This window comes from Paenibacillus sp. N3/727 (assembly GCF_022637315.1).
GTDB lineage: Bacteria > Bacillota > Bacilli > Paenibacillales > Paenibacillaceae > Paenibacillus_AQ > Paenibacillus_AQ uliginis.
Genome location: NZ_CP093336.1, coordinates 4,828,551 through 4,846,072, shown reverse-complemented (window position 1 = coordinate 4,846,072; position 17,522 = coordinate 4,828,551). Strand labels below are relative to the sequence as shown.

Sequence of the window (17,522 nt, the reverse complement as noted above, 5' to 3'; positions counted from 1 at the left end):
CAAGTTATGGAATGAATTAACATCACTGGCAGCGATGAGGTCAGGAGTTTCCAAACCACATGAAGTATGTCCTTTTCTAGCAAAAATATGTCCCATTTATACAAAGAAATGCGCGGTTGATTATGGTAATATTGTGTACGAGAGTATCTATCTGCTGCCGATCTTCTCAATAATCAATTCTCTGCATGGTACTGATATGCTTCAAAACCAGCCGGCAAGGCGTGGATGAGGCGGTGCCATGTACATTTTCACAGTCTTTATGAAACCCCTTTCATTCATTTGGAAAAATGCTGGGACTGTCAGTCTATACGTAACACTAGTCTCCATCGCCTCAAGTATGCAGAGGGCCAACATTACAACCTAGGAGGAAAGATCAGTGAAAAAAAGAAAACTAGCACTTCTATCAGCATTAGTGATGACGCTTTCAACACCTCCCCTTCATGTGTTTGCAGGAGACGCCATGCCGCCTACAGGCGATGCTGTCTTTAAGAAGAATCAACCGGTAACCCACGGATATCGAGCTGTGGACATTGAGAATTGGAATCCAGAGACTGACCCGGATGCAGAAAGATTAAGAGCCCATGTGCCTTTACAAAAAAGAAACCAGTCATTTGCACCAACACAAGCCAATCCGAAATTAAGTCCAGAAACCGAGTTTTTTAACTTGACCGGGGATTATGACAACTATTTCTTTGGATCTACACCTTACAATAACGAGTTTTCGAACTATTTATTTAATTTCTGGCAGTATACAGACTATTATGGCGGTTGGCATGGAACAGCAACTGAGGATGTGCCCTCCAACTTATACGACCCTAACGAATCGTGGGAGAAACGAGCATTTGAATTCGGTATCGTAGATTTACCTAATCCGGCTTATACGAATGCTGCCCACAAAAATGGTGTGAAATCCGTAGGCTGCATATTTATTCCGCGCGGAGGACAGCCATATGATCTTTTGCTCAAACAACGAGAAGACGGGACATTCCCTGTAGCTGAGAAGCTGATTGAAATGAAGGAATACTTCGGCTTTGACGGGTATTTCATCAACCAGGAAACCTCGATCAAACCTGAACATATTAAGAAATATAAAGCATTCACAAAAACGTTGATAGATGCAGGGGTATACACACAGTGGTATGACACGGTGGATGATAAACAGGGGAAACTGACCTATCAGCCTTCGCTTATTCCATCCCACAGCTCTTTTGTTCGAGATGACGAAATGGGCGGAACCATAAATAACTCTGTCTTTATGAACTATAACTGGAATTCGCCGGATGGTTGGAATAATGGAGATAGTACGGATCAAAAGTATATTAAGAAAACCGTCGAAGAAGCGAAACGGAGAGGCATAGATCCGCTAAAAACAGTCTTTTCCGGTGTAGAGGCAGGAATGGGAAGCTTTGGGGGATCCCATAACTCGACTCGCAATATGGATATCATTTTAGATCAAGAGACAGGGAATCCATTGACATCGATTGCAACATTGGGCGGAAATTTCGTTCAGCATGCGCTGGACGAGCATCTAGGCGATCCAAGCAAGAACCTTCGGGGAGATGACGATCATCAGTGGATGATCGCTGAGCGTGAGCGTATGTGGTATACCGGCGTTAAGATTGATCCGACCGATACGGAGGAACAGAAAGGGTACGCAAGACCCGATGTGGGCGTGAAAGACGCCTCGGAATGGACAGGGATTTCCAGATACATCACAGAACGTTCCGTCATTAATGAAAGCACCTTTGTGACGAACTTTAATACGGGGCACGGCATGAGATACTATATGAATGGCAAAGTATCGAATGACGAAGAGTGGTCAAACATCAATTTACAGGATATTCTTCCAACGTGGCAGTGGTGGATCGATACAGAGGGAACCAAGCTGCAAGCGGATTTTGATTATGGGAACTCAGTGGAGAACGGCGATAAATTCACCTATCAACAGATTGGTGGCTACAAAGGTGGAAGCTCACTTGTCGTGAACGGAACCCTAGATGCGAAAAACTTCCTGCGCCTTTATAAAACTGATCTGGATGTAAAGAGTACATCAACAGCTTCGATTACGTATAACAAAACGTCAGCTAAAGATCGTTCTGAGATTCAGTTAGGGATTATCTTCAAAGATGCTCCCGATCAAGTTGAATATATCGCTGTACCTAATAGCGGTGAGAAAACAAAAGGCTATGTCACAGCAAAACTTGATTTAAGCGCTTACGCGAATCGAGAAATTGCGGTCTTAGGACTTGCGTTTGATCCAAAGGGAGAGTCTGTCCAAGATTATCAAGTCAATATTGGTGAGCTAAAACTCACAGATGGGCAAGATTATACGCCAAGTACGCCAAGTGGATTTGAAGTCAAAAATAGGTTTAACACCAATGAGATCAATGTCGTATGGAATCGAGAAGATTATAGCAAGGTAAAACAATACCATCTTTATGCAGAGCTGAATAATGGTAAAGAGGAGTTTTTGGGCGGCGTATACGGCGACAATTTTTATGTGAAAAACCTAGATAAACATGTCGTGGCCCTTAAATTAACTGCTGTTGGCCCTGATAATACGGAAAGTGAGCCGGCTATCATTTCTCTTAACAGGAAGGACTACCTTTCAAATGTTAAGGTTAATGAAACGAATGAAGGATTTGATATAAGCTGGGGCAAAGAAAACAGCGGTAGTAAGATTCAATTGGACTTAAGCTTTACCGATGGCCGAAAAGATACGTACACCAAGACGGTAGATAAAAATCTGGCTTCTACCAAATTTGAAGTGCCCGTGAAAGACGATGATCGTTACCTCTTAAAAATATCAAATTTGGATTCTACAGGCAAAGCCATTGATACCGTCAGTTACGCAGGTAAAATGAAAGATATTTATTCCGAACCATTCGATGGCAGTTACTATATCGATGGCAATACATTAGGGATTGATGTTCCTTCATCAAAAGATTGGTGGCATATGTACATTACAATCAATGGCGAAGCGGTAAAACCTAAGAAAGAGTATAACGGGACAACAACGGATTACTTTATTAGGGGATATCATGATTTGAATGGACTTGCTGTGCCTAAGAAGGGATCCGTCATTGGTATTACATTGGAAGATTATTTGGGGAATATGTCAGAGGTAAAAAATATAACTGTAAATTAAGTCAACATATACGGAAGAACCGATATACAATTCGGAAAAATCGGTGAAGAGACCCTGAAGCTAATAGCTTCAGGGTCTCTTTTTTTGATATTATCAACTTTTCAATATTGGACCCGCTCCGCTCGCGGAAAGCGGAGCTGCTAGCACTTACTTCCTTTCGCCCCGCCAAGCATCCAACTGCTTCTGCACTTCTTGCCGTACTTCGTCCATGCCTGCATGCTTTAGCTCCTCGTTAAACTTGGGGAGGATCGTGTCAACATCGACGGAGCCCGTCATGAGGCTTGGATAATATTTCTGCCAGACCATTTCGATGTTATCGGTTTGGGCGGTTAGTTTGGATAGATCAGGAGTAAATCCAAGCACGGTAGACTTGATGACGCCAGTGTTGTATTTACGGAATTGATTCCATTTGTCGAGGGGTTCCGGGTTATCGCCGCCCATGGTGTTCAGGATAAACCAATTACCTTGTGTGTATTGTACTCCTGAGTAGCTGCTTACAGGTGCATCCGGGATTGGGTCGCCATTGCTGTCTTTGCCCGTAGTTAGAACCACTTGCCCATGTTCATCCAGTGTGTAGTTCACGCCTTCAATCCCATAATTGAATAAGTTTCGTATTTCAGGGTCCGTATTGAGTAAATTCAGAAACTTGATACTCTCTACGGGATGCTTGGTATTGGCATTAACAGTCATGATGCCTCCCCGAACGGATTCCGTGGTGACGGTGCTTGGGGTTACGGGATTCGCTACAACCTTGTAGCCGCGATCCTTACTCCAAGTCGTCTCCGAGAGCGGACCGCCACCTGAGGACTTCCAGAACACTTTGGCTCCTCGTTTAAGTCCTCCAGGCTCTCGCAGCGCGGCGTCCTCATTAATGAAGCCCTCTTTGTAATAACGTCGTAACGTATCCAGTACTTGCCGCGCTTCCTGTGTTTCGAAGATATTCACCACCTGGGCGCTCGGGTCCAGAGATTTTATCATCAAGGGAAGCTTGTGGTTCATAATATATTCGTATCCATGGAGAGCGAAGAAGTTGTGCGAATCCCGGTCCAATTCCATGGGCATGTATGCCGGCTCTTCCTGCCCTATCATCCGGAGCAACGGTTCAAGCGATTCCAGTGTATTGTACTTGGTAATGTCGATATTGTACTTATTTACGATGGAAGCGGGATACATCCACTGATCACGCACGGCTAACTCTTTATTGGTCGGCACACCGTAAATGCTGCCATCGTACATACGTACCCCTTGCCAAAAGGTTGGGTCAATGGCGTCGTACATCTCCTTACCCAGGCCTACAAGGTAGTCATCAAGTCTCAGCCATGCGCCGCGCATCGCGCTGGTTGCATAATCGGGTGCAAAAGCAATGTCAAATGGACTTCCGGCGGATATAAGCGTGTTCAGCCGATCTTCATAATCCTGCCAACCTACCTTGACATAGGTGATCGTTACGCCTATTTTACGAGCCATGATTTCATTGATTTTATCGTTTACGATCCGTAGATCCTTGTCTGGCTCTCCTATCGTATAATAGATCAGGTTTACCGTGTCACCATCATAGTTATCGTCGTTATGACCAGGCTGCCGGAAGCAGCCGGTTGTATATGATATGAGTAGCAATATAAGACTGATGATCATTAAGATGCGTCTGTGTCTTGGGTGCTTAAACATCGATATCCTCCTTTTTCGCAGCGTTCGTTGTTAACCTTTTCCCCGCAGTTCAGAAGGAGATTTTCCGAAAAAGCTATGAAAGTGCGTATAGAAATAATTGAGATTGTTATAGCCGACGGAAAACGCGATGTAGGAAATTTTTTCATCTGTTGATTGAATTCGTTCTTGTGCAAGAAGCATTCGGTAAGCCATTAGGTATTCTGAAAACTTCATAGCGGTTTCTTTAAGAAACAATTGTCCAAGGTAGGTGCTGTTCATCTGGAAACGCTCTGCCACTGATTTTAAGGTTATATTCTGAGCGTACTCTGTCTTGATCATCAGTAGAATACGGTTGACCAGTTTGGATAAGCTGTCGTAGCTCACACCTAATACCGGATCCTTGTTCAAGCTCTCGCCGTTCATATTACCTATCGAACCGCCCAGATCTTCGACTATGATCTTCTCAATCACTTGCTGTAGCTTGGTACGTTCTACAGGCTTGAGCAGATAGTCTTTGACACCACAGCTAATGGCTTCTTGGGCATACTTAAATTCACTATAACCGCTCATAATAATATATTTTGTAGGGATCTGAAGTTCGTTGAGTCTGCGGATCGCTTCATATCCAAGTTCCTTGCCAATGCAAACATCGAATATGGCGACATCCGGCAGCAGGTCTACCACTTTGGACATGGCCTGCTCCGTAGATTCGCAGGTTTCGATCCGACCAAATCCGTATTGTTTCCAATCCAGGATTCGCTTCATTCCCTCTAAAATCTGAGGTTCGTCATCCACAATCATCAGTTTGTACATGTTCAATCACCTCTTTTGAAATCCGTACAGAAATCTTGACTCCGGCTTCCTTATTATTCTCAATCTCTATAGAAAGGCTGTTTCCATAGAAGAAGTGAAGGCGCGTGTATACGTTTCGTAAACCGATACTATTGGAAGATGCATCATCATGGTTAGACAGTGTGCTTCGCACGCTATTTAAACGCTCCGCAGGAATACCGCGTCCGTTGTCCACGAATTCTAGTACATAACGGTCTTCAGCCTCCCAACCATTTACGACATACAGATTAAACTCATGATTAGCGTTAAAGCCATGGATGAAAAAATTTTCAGCCAAAGGCTGCATCCAGAATTTTACGGTAGGGATCGAGAGTAACGTCGGCTCTACATTGACTTGATAATAAAAACGCTCCGGATACTTAAACTCCATAATCTCTAAATACTTCTGCAGCAATTCCAGTTCGCTTGCAATCGAAATGATATTCTCCTGTTTGACAATTTCACGATAGAGCGTCCCTAACGTAGCAATGGCGTCAGCGGTGTCCATGTCCTGATTAACAAGAGCAGTGGAGCGGATAACCTCTAACGTATTGTATAAAAAATGAGGGTTAATTTGATGTTGAAGCGCTTTCATTTCGGTTTCCTGCTGTTTGATCTTTAGCAAATATTCATTACGGATATGCTTATCTAACTGCTGAATCATATCGTCCAATTCCCGGGCGATCATGCCGTATTCATTTCGACGGTAACGGGCAGGGCGGTTAGGTGTAAAATTGGCCATTTTCACACGTCCGATCGATTGAATGATACGACGCAGAAAGAGGGCATCATCCCGCATATTGTATGCAATGAGAAGAAGGACACTAATCATGGCCGCTAATACGATCAGAAAGATCGTGATCAACATCGCGGCATGCTGACGAATCAGCATGTATAAATCAATGATGTTAACGAATTTGAAATTAAACTTGGTAGATGGAAAGGAAACGAAAAAGATATGTTTCAAAACACCTCTCGAAATAAAACCGTGACTGCGTCCATTCGCCGCAGCCAGACGGGATAGTTCCTCCAGGTCTTGGTCCTCTTCGTTACCGATGAGGTATATATCACCGGAAGCACTGACTGCAGCAGCATTACCCAATCGAAAACTTTGAACGGATTTAAAGATTTGCTCACTGCTGACCAAGAAGCGCAGCTCTCCGAGTTCCTGGGAGCCAAGCGTTGGATCTGACAGTTTCTTACGATATACGAATCCCTTCATAATGGTATCGTGAAAGGCATCATCCGTATTCGGAAGCCCGAATGCAAAGCTTGCAATTCCGTTATCATTAAAACGAACAACATTACCATACTGGTCGGTATGCAAACTAATCTGCGTTATTTCACCTTGCGCCCAGCTGTACAGATAGGTCTTAACATCCTCCGGAAAGGAAACCAGCGGCTGTGAAAATTGGCTGTTCTTCAGCCTGCTGGTTAAGTAGCCCTCAGCACTGCTGCTTAAAAAGCTGCGAGCATCATCCATCAGACCAGTATTGGAGTAAATACGCTGCATGTAAGCCTCGATCCGGTCGGCATCATACTGCAGCTCATTCTCTACGCGTGAGAAGGCATTAGCCGCCTCTATACGGGCATTGCCGACCCATTGATTAAGCAGCATGGCACAGGTCAGCGTGCCAAGCGTGAGCCCAATGGCCACGACGAAGATGACATAGGCAATAAACTTGTGACGATAGATTTTGATTTGTAAAAAAGAGCCCATACGACACCTCAATTGCAGCAGGTCGCCCGAAATAAGCGTTGCTATATCTCAATTTAACACGATTAACACCAAGCGTCATAGATAGTAAGGAAAAAGCATCCCTTAAGAGTGACTCATTAAGGGATGCGTATGAATTCAAACTTACTTGAAGTAATTGTTAATTTGCTCTTGAGCAGCTTGCATAATCGCGTCCATGCCGGCCGACTTTAATTCAGCCGTGATCTTCGGCACCGTTTTCTCCGGATCGGATGCACCTGTAATGAGTTCATATTTGTATTTATCCCACACAGCTTGGCAATTCGCCACTTCGGTCTGAAGATCGGTGATGTCCAGCGCAAAGCCTAGGACCGTAGAAGAGGTTGCTGCATCGTTCAGCTTTTTAACCTGTTCCCATTGATCTTCAGGAGCGCCTTTCGTAACCGCTAAATTAAAGAATGTACCTTGCGTGTAAGCAGCCAGCGGCCAAGTATCGGATGTACGCTCAATAACCTTCTCACCATCGACATTATTGTAGTCCACGCCTAACTCACCGAATGCCAGCATATTACGAAGTTTGGGATCCGTATTAACTAATTCGAGGTATTTCAATGCTTCCTTCTTATATTTCGAATTCGCCGAAATCGCGTTTAGTGAGCCTTGTATCGTACTGGTAGTATAAATAGGTCCGTAATGCTGAAACATATCATACTTTTCAATGGCGTCATTGATTTGCCAGCTGACCTCTGCTCCCGGGAATGCCTGGGCTGCAAAGAATGGTCTGCCTTTGTCGTTCTCCGTTTTCGTTGGAGCATCCGGGTTGATGATGCCATCCTGGTACCACCCATGCAAGAGCTTCAGGTTTGCCATGATATCAGTCTGCTCGAGTACAGAGACAACCTTGCGTGATGCATCGTCAGCTTTTACGCCGATGGGAGGGAAGCCCAATGTTAAATCGTCATAATCGTTAAAGAAGCCATTTAAGCCTTCGCTTTGCGTCATTGGCAGCGGATAGAAGCTTTTGCCTTCGCCAGCCTTCATGTCATGAAGAGGCTTATCAAGATCCTGCAGTGTCTTGATATTATTGATATCAATATTGTACTTTTGCACATACTTATCATCGAGTACCCAGTACTGCGTTAGTGCTGAATCCTTGTAAGTCGGAACGGAATAATATTTGCCGCTGATTTTGGTACCTTCCCATACCTTTTCAGGAATCAATTTGTACAAGTCAGACGTTTCACTCTGAACCAGATCCGTGATATCGGCAAATGCGCCCATAGCCACTTGCTTGCTGTATTTACCGCTGTTCGTGAACATGATGTCGAATGGCTCGCCGGTATTCACGATGGTGTTCATTTTTGTGTCCCATTCCCCCCAGCTGGCTACCTTGATGTCAATTTTCACGCCAATCTTCTCGGCCGTGTATGCATTCATGGCATCAATCGCTTTGCTGAAATTATTAGGTACTTGGCCGCCGATGGTCCACCAGGTCAACGTCGGAATATCCTTGCTTGTTGTTTCGGTGTCCTTTGATGTGTCTGGTGTCGCCCCAGATCCATCTGTTGTAGATGCAGGCTTCGAGCCGCCGCAGGCTGCTAAAGCAGTCAACATGAGTGTCAGTACGCACAGTGTAGAGATGAATTTCAAAGATTTCTTCATTCCATTTCCCCCTTTTTTGAAGTTAAATCACCTAAGAGTCGTACAGCGTGATCTATCATAAACCAAGCTTTTCTTGGCTTATTTCGTCATTATCCTTTGACAGCGCCGACCGTTAGTCCGGATATAAAATACTTCTGGAAAAAAGGGTAAGCGAATGCTACAGGCAAAACAATGAGAATGGCTACAGCCATGCGGGCAGATTCCTTCGGCATCGTTGCGACGAGCAGAGCATAGCTAACGCCCATGCTTGCGGCATTCTTGGCAAGTGCATCCACATTGCTCATTAGGCTGTTTAACAGCGCTTGCAGAGAATACAGGTTCTGGTTGTCGATATACAGCATCGATTGGAACCAGTCATTCCAGTAAGCAAAGCAGAGAAACAGTCCGATGGTTGCTATGACCGGCAAAGAGATCGGTAGGATGATCGAGAAAAAAATTCGCAGCTGGCTCGCGCCATCAATTTCAGCTGATTCAATCAGCCCATCGGGAATCGTACTTTTGAAGAAGGTTTTACAAATGATCACGTTGAACGATGAAACAGCCAGCGGTAGAATAAGTGCCCAGATGCTATCCTTGAGTCCTAATAAATTCGTATTAATGAAGTAGCTGGATACCAAACCTCCATTGAATACCATGGGGATGAATACCACCCAGGTCAAAAAGCCCCTCAGCTTGTAGGTTGGGCGAGAAAGTACATAACCCATGGAGGTGGTCAGCAATACACCAAGCACGGTACCAACCACGGTAACAAGTGCGGATACGCCGAGCGCTCGCAGAATCATCGTTCCTTGCTTGACAATATAGACGTAAGCCTCGGCTGACAAAGCAACCGGCAGCAGATGATATCCTGTCTCACGGATTGACTCTTCACTGGAAAAGGAAATGGATAGAACAACAACTACGGGTATGATACAGAGCAGCGCCAAGATAATAAAAATCAGATTGAAAAAAATGTTCACGACTTTGTTTGTACGGTTAAACTTCTCAAGGCCCGTCTCGTAAGTGGTTTTCGGTGTCATCGTCTTGCCTCCTTACATCATCGCGCTATCCGGATCAATTCTGCGAACAATCCAGTTAGCGACCAGAATAGTAGCACACCCCAGAACAGACTGCACGAATGCGGCAGCAGAGGCCATTCCTACTGTGGCGGATTTCAGTTGTTTATACACCATGACATCGATGGTGGTAGACACGTTGAACAGAGAATTGGAATCTCGCGTGACCTGATAGAACAAGCCAAAATCGGTGTAAAATATACGTCCAACGGCTAAAATGAACATCATGACGATAACTAGCTTGAGCATGGGCAATGTAATAAATCTCGTCTGCTGCCAAATGGAAGCGCCATCCATAACAGCTGCTTCATAATAGGTGCTGTCAATACTCGTGATGGTTGCCAGATAAATGACCATACCATAGCCCAAGCCTTTCCAGACATTTAAGAGAATCAGAAAGTACGGCCAATATTTCGGCTCCATATACCAGTTAATAGGATCGCTGCCCATACTGACGAGCATTTGATTGACAATCCCTTTATCGAAGCTTAGGAACGCCCAGCCTACGGCAGAAACGACAACCCAAGATAGGAAATAGGGCAGGAACATCATTGTCTGATAGACTTTACTTGCTTTGCGGTTGTGGAGGAGTCCGATCATAATAGCGAATAGAACGGGCAGAACAATGCCTAGTACGATAAAAACAATATTGTATCCGATGGTGTTTCGAATAATGATCCAAGCGTCATTCGATTTGAATAGGAACTCGAAGTTTTTGAAGCCTACCCATGGACTGTTGAACACATTGCTCAAGAAGCCGCCGCTAATCCTGAAATTTATGAAGGCGATAATGATCCCGAACATCGGTAAGAAACTAAACAGGATGTACCAAATCGTGGTCGGCAATGCCAAGAGGGTTAGTTCCGTATCCTGCTTGTGCCAGCGAATCTGTAAGCGCTTTCGTTTATCCTTTGGTTCGGCTTTAGAGCTCATGTCTGTCACTCCTTACGGTGTTATCTCACTTGTTAATTTTCATTGTATAAGAGGAGGATTCGATGCTTCCAGATAACAAACTTGATACTATAGTCAACAAACGTTAGATTCGAAGAATTCTATTGAATTTTTCTTTGAAGCGGAATCAGATCGAGGTCCAGAAGCTCAATGTTACAATTCAAGGAGGCTCCATAACTAAAGAAGCCGCTAAACACAAAGATTTCCGAGTGTTTAGTGGCTTTTTTCTATGTTCGAACGATGACGATGATGGGCTGTGGTCACACTAAGGATTTTTTTTAAAATTTTTGATGCGAACTGACGAATCCTTTCCGTCCTTTGTTGGAATATATACCGAGAGTTACCTAATTCTTGACAAAGTAATTCTTTTGATTAAAGAACTGAAAACAGGCGGATTGTCTATCCCGCAAATTAAAAAAGCTCTCAACATGGATGAATAAGCAACATAAGCATGAAATTATCGCATCTATATTCACCTGATTTTCCATAAGAATACCGCATAACATCGGGGTTTCCCGGTGTTTTTTTGTTGTTTGATGGAGCCATATCATAGGCCGTCACCCATTAGATCTGAACTTGGTTAGGTTTTGGTTGCAACCAGCAGGAAATAATTACAATCACTAAAAATTGCTGAAACGTATTTACTCTGAATATATATTTAGGTAAACTAACTAATAGTTAATCTAATTAATTGGTTGTCTAATTATTAAGCCGAGAATGGTAATGTCGAATGGAGGGAGAACATGGATCGGGAGCGTAGTCAAGGTAAACGATTGATTGAGGCTATGGCCAAAATAAAACGTGTGTCATCTAAGCATCAATTTGATGACATTTTGCCTCAACGCGAATTTTATGTAATGGAAATTATTAATAGTCGAATGCAGTGCAATAACTCCGATGAACAGGATCAGCATGCTCCGCTAGGTATTAAAGTATCTGAATTGAGCGAGATATTGCACATTACAATGCCTTCAGTCTCACAGATGATTAATGGTTTAGAGCAGAAAGGTTATGTGAAGCGCGTCACTACTAAAAATGACCGGCGAGTTGTGTATATAACGCTCGATGTTGAAGGAGAGGCTGCATTAAAAAAAGCCAAAAAAACCTTCTTATCTTTTACCGATGAAATTGTAACTCGGCTTGGACATGAAGAAACAGAGCAGCTTATCACCCTATGCAATCGCCTTTACGAGATTATTGGTGACATCAAGAGTCGTCAATCCTAATCATGCCAGTCTGTAAGAAACTTATCGGATTATCATTCTCGATCTTTACTTAACGATTAGAAAGGAAAGGAACATGTCATGGTTAAACTTGCAAAGTATTTGAAACCATTCACCGTGTCGCTCATTGTAGCCATTGCGCTGTTGTTCGGACAGGCGCTGTCAGACCTGAATCTGCCGAATTTCATGTCCGACATCGTCAATACGGGCATTCAGCAGAACGGTATTGAGAGTGCTGTACCTGAAGCGATCAGCGAGGACGGCTTCGCGCTGATGACCTCCTTAATGAAGGAGCAGGATAAAACGATTGTTGAGCAGCATTACTCGCTGGTCAACGCAGGAGATGAGAAATATCTCGATAAATATCCTCTGCTAGAAAGTCATAATGTATACCTTTTAAAGGATGCGGATATTAGTAGCATTGACGAATTGAATCCAATCTTTGGCAGAGCTGCTTCAACCTTCATCGAAATCTCGAAGCAGTTGGCTGCATCCTCAGGTGATCAAGCCGCTCCTGCTAAAGAGATGGATATGAGCAATATTGATTTCAATGAACTGTACGCATTGACACCAGTATTCCAGCAGCTTCCTGCCGAGAAGCTGGATGAGGCAATCGCATCTGCTAATCAGATGGATCCTGCCATGCAGGTTCAGACGGGAACAGCTTTCGTTAAGCTAATGTATGGCGAACTGGGAATGGATGTAGGCAAGATTCAGAGCATGTATATTATGAAGACAGGATCAATCATGCTTCTTATCGCCTTAGGTGGAGCCATTGCTGCGATTGGTGTCGGATATCTATCTGCACGAGTTGCAGCTGGAGTAGCCAAGAAGCTTCGTCGCGATGTGTTCAGCAAGATTGAAAGTTTCTCGAATAATGAGTTTGACAAGTTCTCGACTTCATCACTTATTACACGTACGACAAACGATATTACCCAGATTCAGATGCTCATTATCATGGGTATCCGTATCTTGTTCTACGCTCCGATCTTAGGAGTAGGCGGCGTCATCATGGTGCTGAGGGAGAATAGCTCCATGACCTGGATTATCGGTTTGGCTGTTGCCCTACTGATTGCGCTAATTGGAGTTGTATTCTATGTCGCGATGCCGAAGTTCAAGATGATTCAGAAGCTCATTGATAAATTGAATCTCGTTGCGAGAGAAAATTTGAGTGGACTTACTGTTGTACGTGCATTCAGCACACAGGAATTTGAGAAGAAACGTTTTGACAATGCAAACCAAGATTTGACGAAAACGAACTTATTCGTAAACCGCGTCATGGTGTTCATGATGCCAGCTATGATGCTCATAATGAACCTTGTTACCTTACTGATTGTATGGGTCGGTGCTAATCAGGTCGCTGAATCTGCGATGCAAGTAGGGGATATGATGGCTTTTATGCAATATGCAATGCAAATCATTATGTCCTTCTTAATGATCTCGATGATGTTCATTATGGTACCGCGTGCTTCGGTATCTGCTCAGCGTATCGTAGAAGTGCTGTCAACGGAGCCTTCTATTGAAGATCCTGTTCAGACGAAGCCGTTTGAGTCCGATAAGACAGGTGTTGTTGAGTTCCGCGATGTTAGCTTCCATTATCAGGATGCGCCGGAAGATGTGCTGACTAATATTACATTCACAGCCAAGCCTGGTGAAACAACAGCATTTATTGGTTCTACAGGTTCAGGCAAATCCACGCTGATTAACTTAATTTCTCGCTTCTATGATGTCACATCAGGTGAAATTATTGTTAACGGTGTTAATGTAAAAGATGTAACACAGCATGATCTTCACGACCAGATTGGTTATGTACCTCAGAAGGGTGTGCTGATGTCAGGCTCGATTGCGAGCAATCTGCGCTACGGAAAGAAAGAAGCTTCCGATGAGGAAGTGCATCTAGCTGCTGAAATTGCTCAAGCCACAGACTTTATTCTCAAGGATGAGGACGGTTTTGAGAAAAAGATATCAGAAGGCGGCGCGAATGTGTCCGGCGGTCAGAAGCAGCGTCTATCGATTGCACGTGCACTTGTGAAGAAACCTCCAATCTATATCTTTGATGACAGCTTTTCCGCGCTTGACTATAAGACCGATATTGCTCTCAGACAAGCCTTGAAGAAATATACAGGAGACAGCACAGTTCTTATCGTCGCACAGCGCGTTAGTACGATTCGCCATGCAGAACAAATTATTGTATTGGATGAAGGTAAGATCGTCGGAATAGGTACGCATGAAGAACTGCTTCAGAACTGTCCGACATACTTGGAGATTGCTTCATCCCAGCTTTCGAAGGAGGAATTGCAATGAGTGAGAAAGCCTCCAAGTTTAGAAAACCGAAAAACAGAGGGCCGATGGGCGGCGGACCTGGTGGACCGGGGATGATGATGCCTGGTGAGAAGGCGAAGGACTTTAAAGGAACCTTTAAGAAGCTGATTGGTTACTTGGGTCAATATAAGATTGCAGTAGCATTCGTTATCCTGTTTGCTATCGGATCTACGATATTCAATATATTAGGGCCTAAAATACTTGGTCAAGCGACAACCAAAGTATTCGAAGGTATCATGAATATGATCTCGGGTACAGGTAACGGCATTGACTTTAGCTATATAAGTCAAATTATGTTTATCCTAGTCGTGCTCTACATCATCAGTGCACTGTTTGCTTACATTCAAGGTTATATCATGTCTCATGTTTCGATGAAGGTGACTTATAATCTGAGACGCGATATCTCGGAGAAGATTCATAAGCTGCCATTGAAGTACTTTGATAAACGTAATTATGGTGAAGTATTGTCGCATATCACGAATGACGTTGATGCGATCAGCCAGAGCTTGAACCAAAGCTTGACTCAGATCATCACCTCGGTAACGAGCATTATCGGGATTATGATCATGATGTTTACGATCAGCTGGCAGATGGCGTTAGTCGCGCTCTGCGTTCTGCCGATGTCTTTTATCTTCATTATGCTGGTAGTGAAGAAGTCTCAGAAGCACTTCGTTGCACAACAAGAGTCTCTCGGACATGTCAATGGACACATTGAAGAGATGTATGGTAGCCATACGGTGATGAAGGCGTTCAATGGCGAGGAAGAGTCGCTTAAGAAGTTTGATGAACACAACGAGAAGTTGTACAATTCCGCATGGAAATCGCAATTCCTCTCTGGAATGATGATGCCTATTATGATGTTTATCGGCAATATTGGGTACGTAGCGATCTGTATTCTTGGTGGATACTTGGCTGCAAATGGCCGAATCTCTGTCGGTGATATCCAAGCCTTTATCCAATATATGCGCCAGTTTACGCAGCCCATTGCGCAGGTTGCGAATATCTCGAACGTCCTGCAGCAGACGGTTGCGGCTGCTGAACGCGTATTTGAATTCTTGGCCGAAGAAGAAGAGCCTGCAGATACGACAACGCCAGCAGATGCTTCTCATGTACAAGGTGCCGTTCGCTTTGAAAATGTTCACTTTGGATACAATCCGGAGAAGACAGTTATTAATAACTTTACAGCGAGTGTTCAACCTGGACAGAAGGTCGCTATCGTTGGACCTACAGGTGCGGGTAAGACAACGATCATTAAGCTGTTAATGCGTTTCTACGATATTCAAGATGGTGCAATCATGATTGATGGCAACGATATCCGTGACTTCACTCGCAAAGACTTGCGCTCGATGTTTGGCATGGTGCTGCAGGATACTTGGTTGTATAACAATACCATTAAGGAAAATATCCGCTACGGTAAGCTCGATGCAACCGATGAAGAGCTCTATGCTGCGGCTAAGGCCGCTCAGGTTGACCACTTCATCCGTACGCTGCCTGACGGTTATGACATGGTACTTAACGAAGAAGCAAGCAATGTGTCACAAGGTCAGAAGCAACTGCTAACGATCGCACGTGCGATCTTGTCCAATCCGCAGATTCTGATCTTGGACGAAGCGACCAGCTCGGTTGATACCCGTACCGAGGTTCTGATTCAGAAAGCGATGGCGAATCTGATGAAGGGGCGCACGAGCTTCGTGATTGCTCACCGTCTGTCAACGATTCGTGATGCCGACCTCATCTTTGTGATGAAGGATGGCGATATTATCGAGCAAGGTACGCATGATGAGCTGCTAGCACAGGGCGGCTTCTACGAAAGCCTGTACAACAGTCAGTTCTCTGAGGGCGAGGAAGAAGCGAGTTAATGAAGTGAATGAGGCCCCTGCCGCTGTGCGGATCTGTTAGCTTTACAAATATTAAACACGCCAATTGAGGCGTGTTTTTTTTGGTTCGTTTGGTGAGGCTCGGCGTCTGACTTCGGTAACCTGCAGGATATTGGATTTTTTATGTTTACATTAACAGTAACATAGGTTACTATTAACATACGTTATTGATAACAATTAGAGGTGAATTCATGTCTATCAAATATGCAATACTAGGTCTTCTTAGTTGGAAGCCTTCTTCAGGGTATGAACTAAAAAAGATTATTGAAGAATCTTCAACAATGTACTGGTCTGGTAACAACAATCAAATATACAAATCTCTTGTAAAGCTACTGGGTGAAGGTCTGGTGACTAACGAGATTCAACATCAGGAGAGTTCTCCATCAAAAAAAATATATAGTATTACGGATGAAGGACTTGATAGATTAAGAGAATGGGTTCTTTCAGAATCGGAAGTTCCTGAGTTCAAGAACACATTTCTAATTCAATTGGCGTGGGCTGAACAACTAAGTAACGAGGAATTAAATGAATTGCTGATACAATATGAAAACAAGTTAAACATGCATATTTTATTCGAGCAGGAAAAAATTAAACGCGGAGTTATTTCACCTGATAGAAACTCACGTGAAGAATTTTTATGGAATAAGATTTCCGAAAACCTGCTTTCCTTCTACCACAATGAACTGAATTGGGTCCAGGGAATTCGTAAAGAACTCTATGAAAAAGAATCGATTGAGGAGCGGATGATAATGAACTATAAAATTATTGAGAACGGAAACCAAAAATATATCGAGTTTATATCAACCCCAACCCCGTTTTGCACGGAACAGGATGCTGTTGATCTCGTTGCTTTATGCAAAGAAAATGAGACGAATCTTCTTTTGCTGCATAGCCATGTTCTATCAGAAGATTTTTTCAAACTTAGAACTGGCGTAGCAGGAAATATGATTCAAAAATTTATCAATTATCATGTGAAAACTGCAGCTGTCATTCCAAAAGAGTTGGTTAACAAAGGCAAGTTTAAGGAAATGGTACTCGAATCAAATCATAGTAACCATTTTAGAGTTTTTGAAACTAGAGAAGATGCAGAGAGTTGGCTTTTGAAATAAT

The 17,522-nt window shown here is 43.6% G+C and carries 11 protein-coding genes; 5 read left to right on the top strand and 6 right to left on the bottom strand.

Annotated elements, in window-relative coordinates:
* The first annotated feature begins 376 nt into the window (after positions 1-376).
* On the top strand, positions 377-3,148 hold the full coding sequence (locus tag MNQ98_RS22550; protein WP_241930253.1) for an endo-beta-N-acetylglucosaminidase: 2,772 nt from the start codon (positions 377-379) through the stop codon (positions 3,146-3,148).
* Between the two features lie 147 nt (positions 3,149-3,295).
* Here the strand turns inward: MNQ98_RS22550 and MNQ98_RS22545 are convergent, their stop codons facing one another.
* From MNQ98_RS22545 to MNQ98_RS22520, 6 genes are all read right to left on the bottom strand, one after another.
* On the bottom strand, positions 3,296-4,816 hold the full coding sequence (locus MNQ98_RS22545; protein WP_241930252.1) for an ABC transporter substrate-binding protein: 1,521 nt from the start codon (positions 4,814-4,816) through the stop codon (positions 3,296-3,298).
* A gap of 30 nt (positions 4,817-4,846) precedes the next feature.
* Positions 4,847-5,608, bottom strand: coding sequence for a response regulator transcription factor (locus MNQ98_RS22540; protein WP_241930251.1), 762 nt, complete (start codon positions 5,606-5,608; stop codon positions 4,847-4,849).
* Complete coding sequence (locus MNQ98_RS22535) at positions 5,583-7,346, bottom strand: sensor histidine kinase (protein WP_241930250.1); 1,764 nt, start codon at positions 7,344-7,346, stop codon at positions 5,583-5,585. The genes MNQ98_RS22540 and MNQ98_RS22535 overlap by 26 nt, the downstream gene beginning before the upstream one ends.
* 141 nt (positions 7,347-7,487) lie before the next feature.
* The gene (locus MNQ98_RS22530; protein ID WP_241930249.1) at positions 7,488-8,984 is read right to left on the bottom strand and encodes an ABC transporter substrate-binding protein; all 1,497 of its coding nucleotides are present in this window, start codon (positions 8,982-8,984) and stop codon (positions 7,488-7,490) included.
* A gap of 89 nt (positions 8,985-9,073) precedes the next feature.
* Entirely contained in the window at positions 9,074-10,003 is a 930-nt protein-coding gene (locus tag MNQ98_RS22525; RefSeq protein WP_241930248.1) for a carbohydrate ABC transporter permease, read from the bottom strand.
* Positions 10,004-10,015: 12 nt separating this feature from the next.
* Positions 10,016-10,972, bottom strand: coding sequence for an ABC transporter permease (locus MNQ98_RS22520; RefSeq protein ID WP_241930247.1), 957 nt, complete (start codon positions 10,970-10,972; stop codon positions 10,016-10,018).
* Positions 10,973-11,733: 761 nt separating this feature from the next.
* On the opposite strand from MNQ98_RS22520, the gene MNQ98_RS22515 reads away from it, so the two are divergent.
* From MNQ98_RS22515 to MNQ98_RS22500, 4 genes are all read left to right on the top strand, one after another.
* The gene (locus MNQ98_RS22515; protein WP_241930246.1) at positions 11,734-12,216 is read left to right on the top strand and encodes a MarR family winged helix-turn-helix transcriptional regulator; all 483 of its coding nucleotides are present in this window, start codon (positions 11,734-11,736) and stop codon (positions 12,214-12,216) included.
* A 78-nt stretch (positions 12,217-12,294) separates the two neighbouring features.
* The gene (locus MNQ98_RS22510) at positions 12,295-14,517 is read left to right on the top strand and encodes an ABC transporter ATP-binding protein (RefSeq protein WP_241930245.1); all 2,223 of its coding nucleotides are present in this window, start codon (positions 12,295-12,297) and stop codon (positions 14,515-14,517) included.
* Entirely contained in the window at positions 14,514-16,394 is a 1,881-nt protein-coding gene (locus tag MNQ98_RS22505; protein ID WP_241930244.1) for an ABC transporter ATP-binding protein, read from the top strand. Before MNQ98_RS22510 ends, MNQ98_RS22505 begins: the two co-directional genes overlap by 4 nt.
* A gap of 209 nt (positions 16,395-16,603) precedes the next feature.
* Positions 16,604-17,521, top strand: a complete 918-nt coding sequence (locus MNQ98_RS22500; protein WP_241930243.1) for a PadR family transcriptional regulator — start codon at positions 16,604-16,606, stop codon at positions 17,519-17,521.
* The last annotated feature ends 1 nt before the right edge of the window (position 17,522 follow it).

Coding starts and splice junctions, on each gene's coding strand:
- MNQ98_RS22545 (WP_241930252.1), bottom strand. CDS start 4,816: ATGTTTAAGCACCCAAGACACAGACGCATCTTAATGATCATCAGTCTT.
- MNQ98_RS22540 (WP_241930251.1), bottom strand. CDS start 5,608: ATGTACAAACTGATGATTGTGGATGACGAACCTCAGATTTTAGAGGGA.
- MNQ98_RS22535 (WP_241930250.1), bottom strand. CDS start 7,346: ATGGGCTCTTTTTTACAAATCAAAATCTATCGTCACAAGTTTATTGCC.
- MNQ98_RS22530 (WP_241930249.1), bottom strand. CDS start 8,984: ATGAAGAAATCTTTGAAATTCATCTCTACACTGTGCGTACTGACACTC.
- MNQ98_RS22525 (WP_241930248.1), bottom strand. CDS start 10,003: ATGACACCGAAAACCACTTACGAGACGGGCCTTGAGAAGTTTAACCGT.
- MNQ98_RS22520 (WP_241930247.1), bottom strand. CDS start 10,972: ATGAGCTCTAAAGCCGAACCAAAGGATAAACGAAAGCGCTTACAGATT.
- MNQ98_RS22515 (WP_241930246.1), top strand. CDS start 11,734: ATGGATCGGGAGCGTAGTCAAGGTAAACGATTGATTGAGGCTATGGCC.
- MNQ98_RS22510 (WP_241930245.1), top strand. CDS start 12,295: ATGGTTAAACTTGCAAAGTATTTGAAACCATTCACCGTGTCGCTCATT.
- MNQ98_RS22505 (WP_241930244.1), top strand. CDS start 14,514: ATGAGTGAGAAAGCCTCCAAGTTTAGAAAACCGAAAAACAGAGGGCCG.
- MNQ98_RS22500 (WP_241930243.1), top strand. CDS start 16,604: ATGTCTATCAAATATGCAATACTAGGTCTTCTTAGTTGGAAGCCTTCT.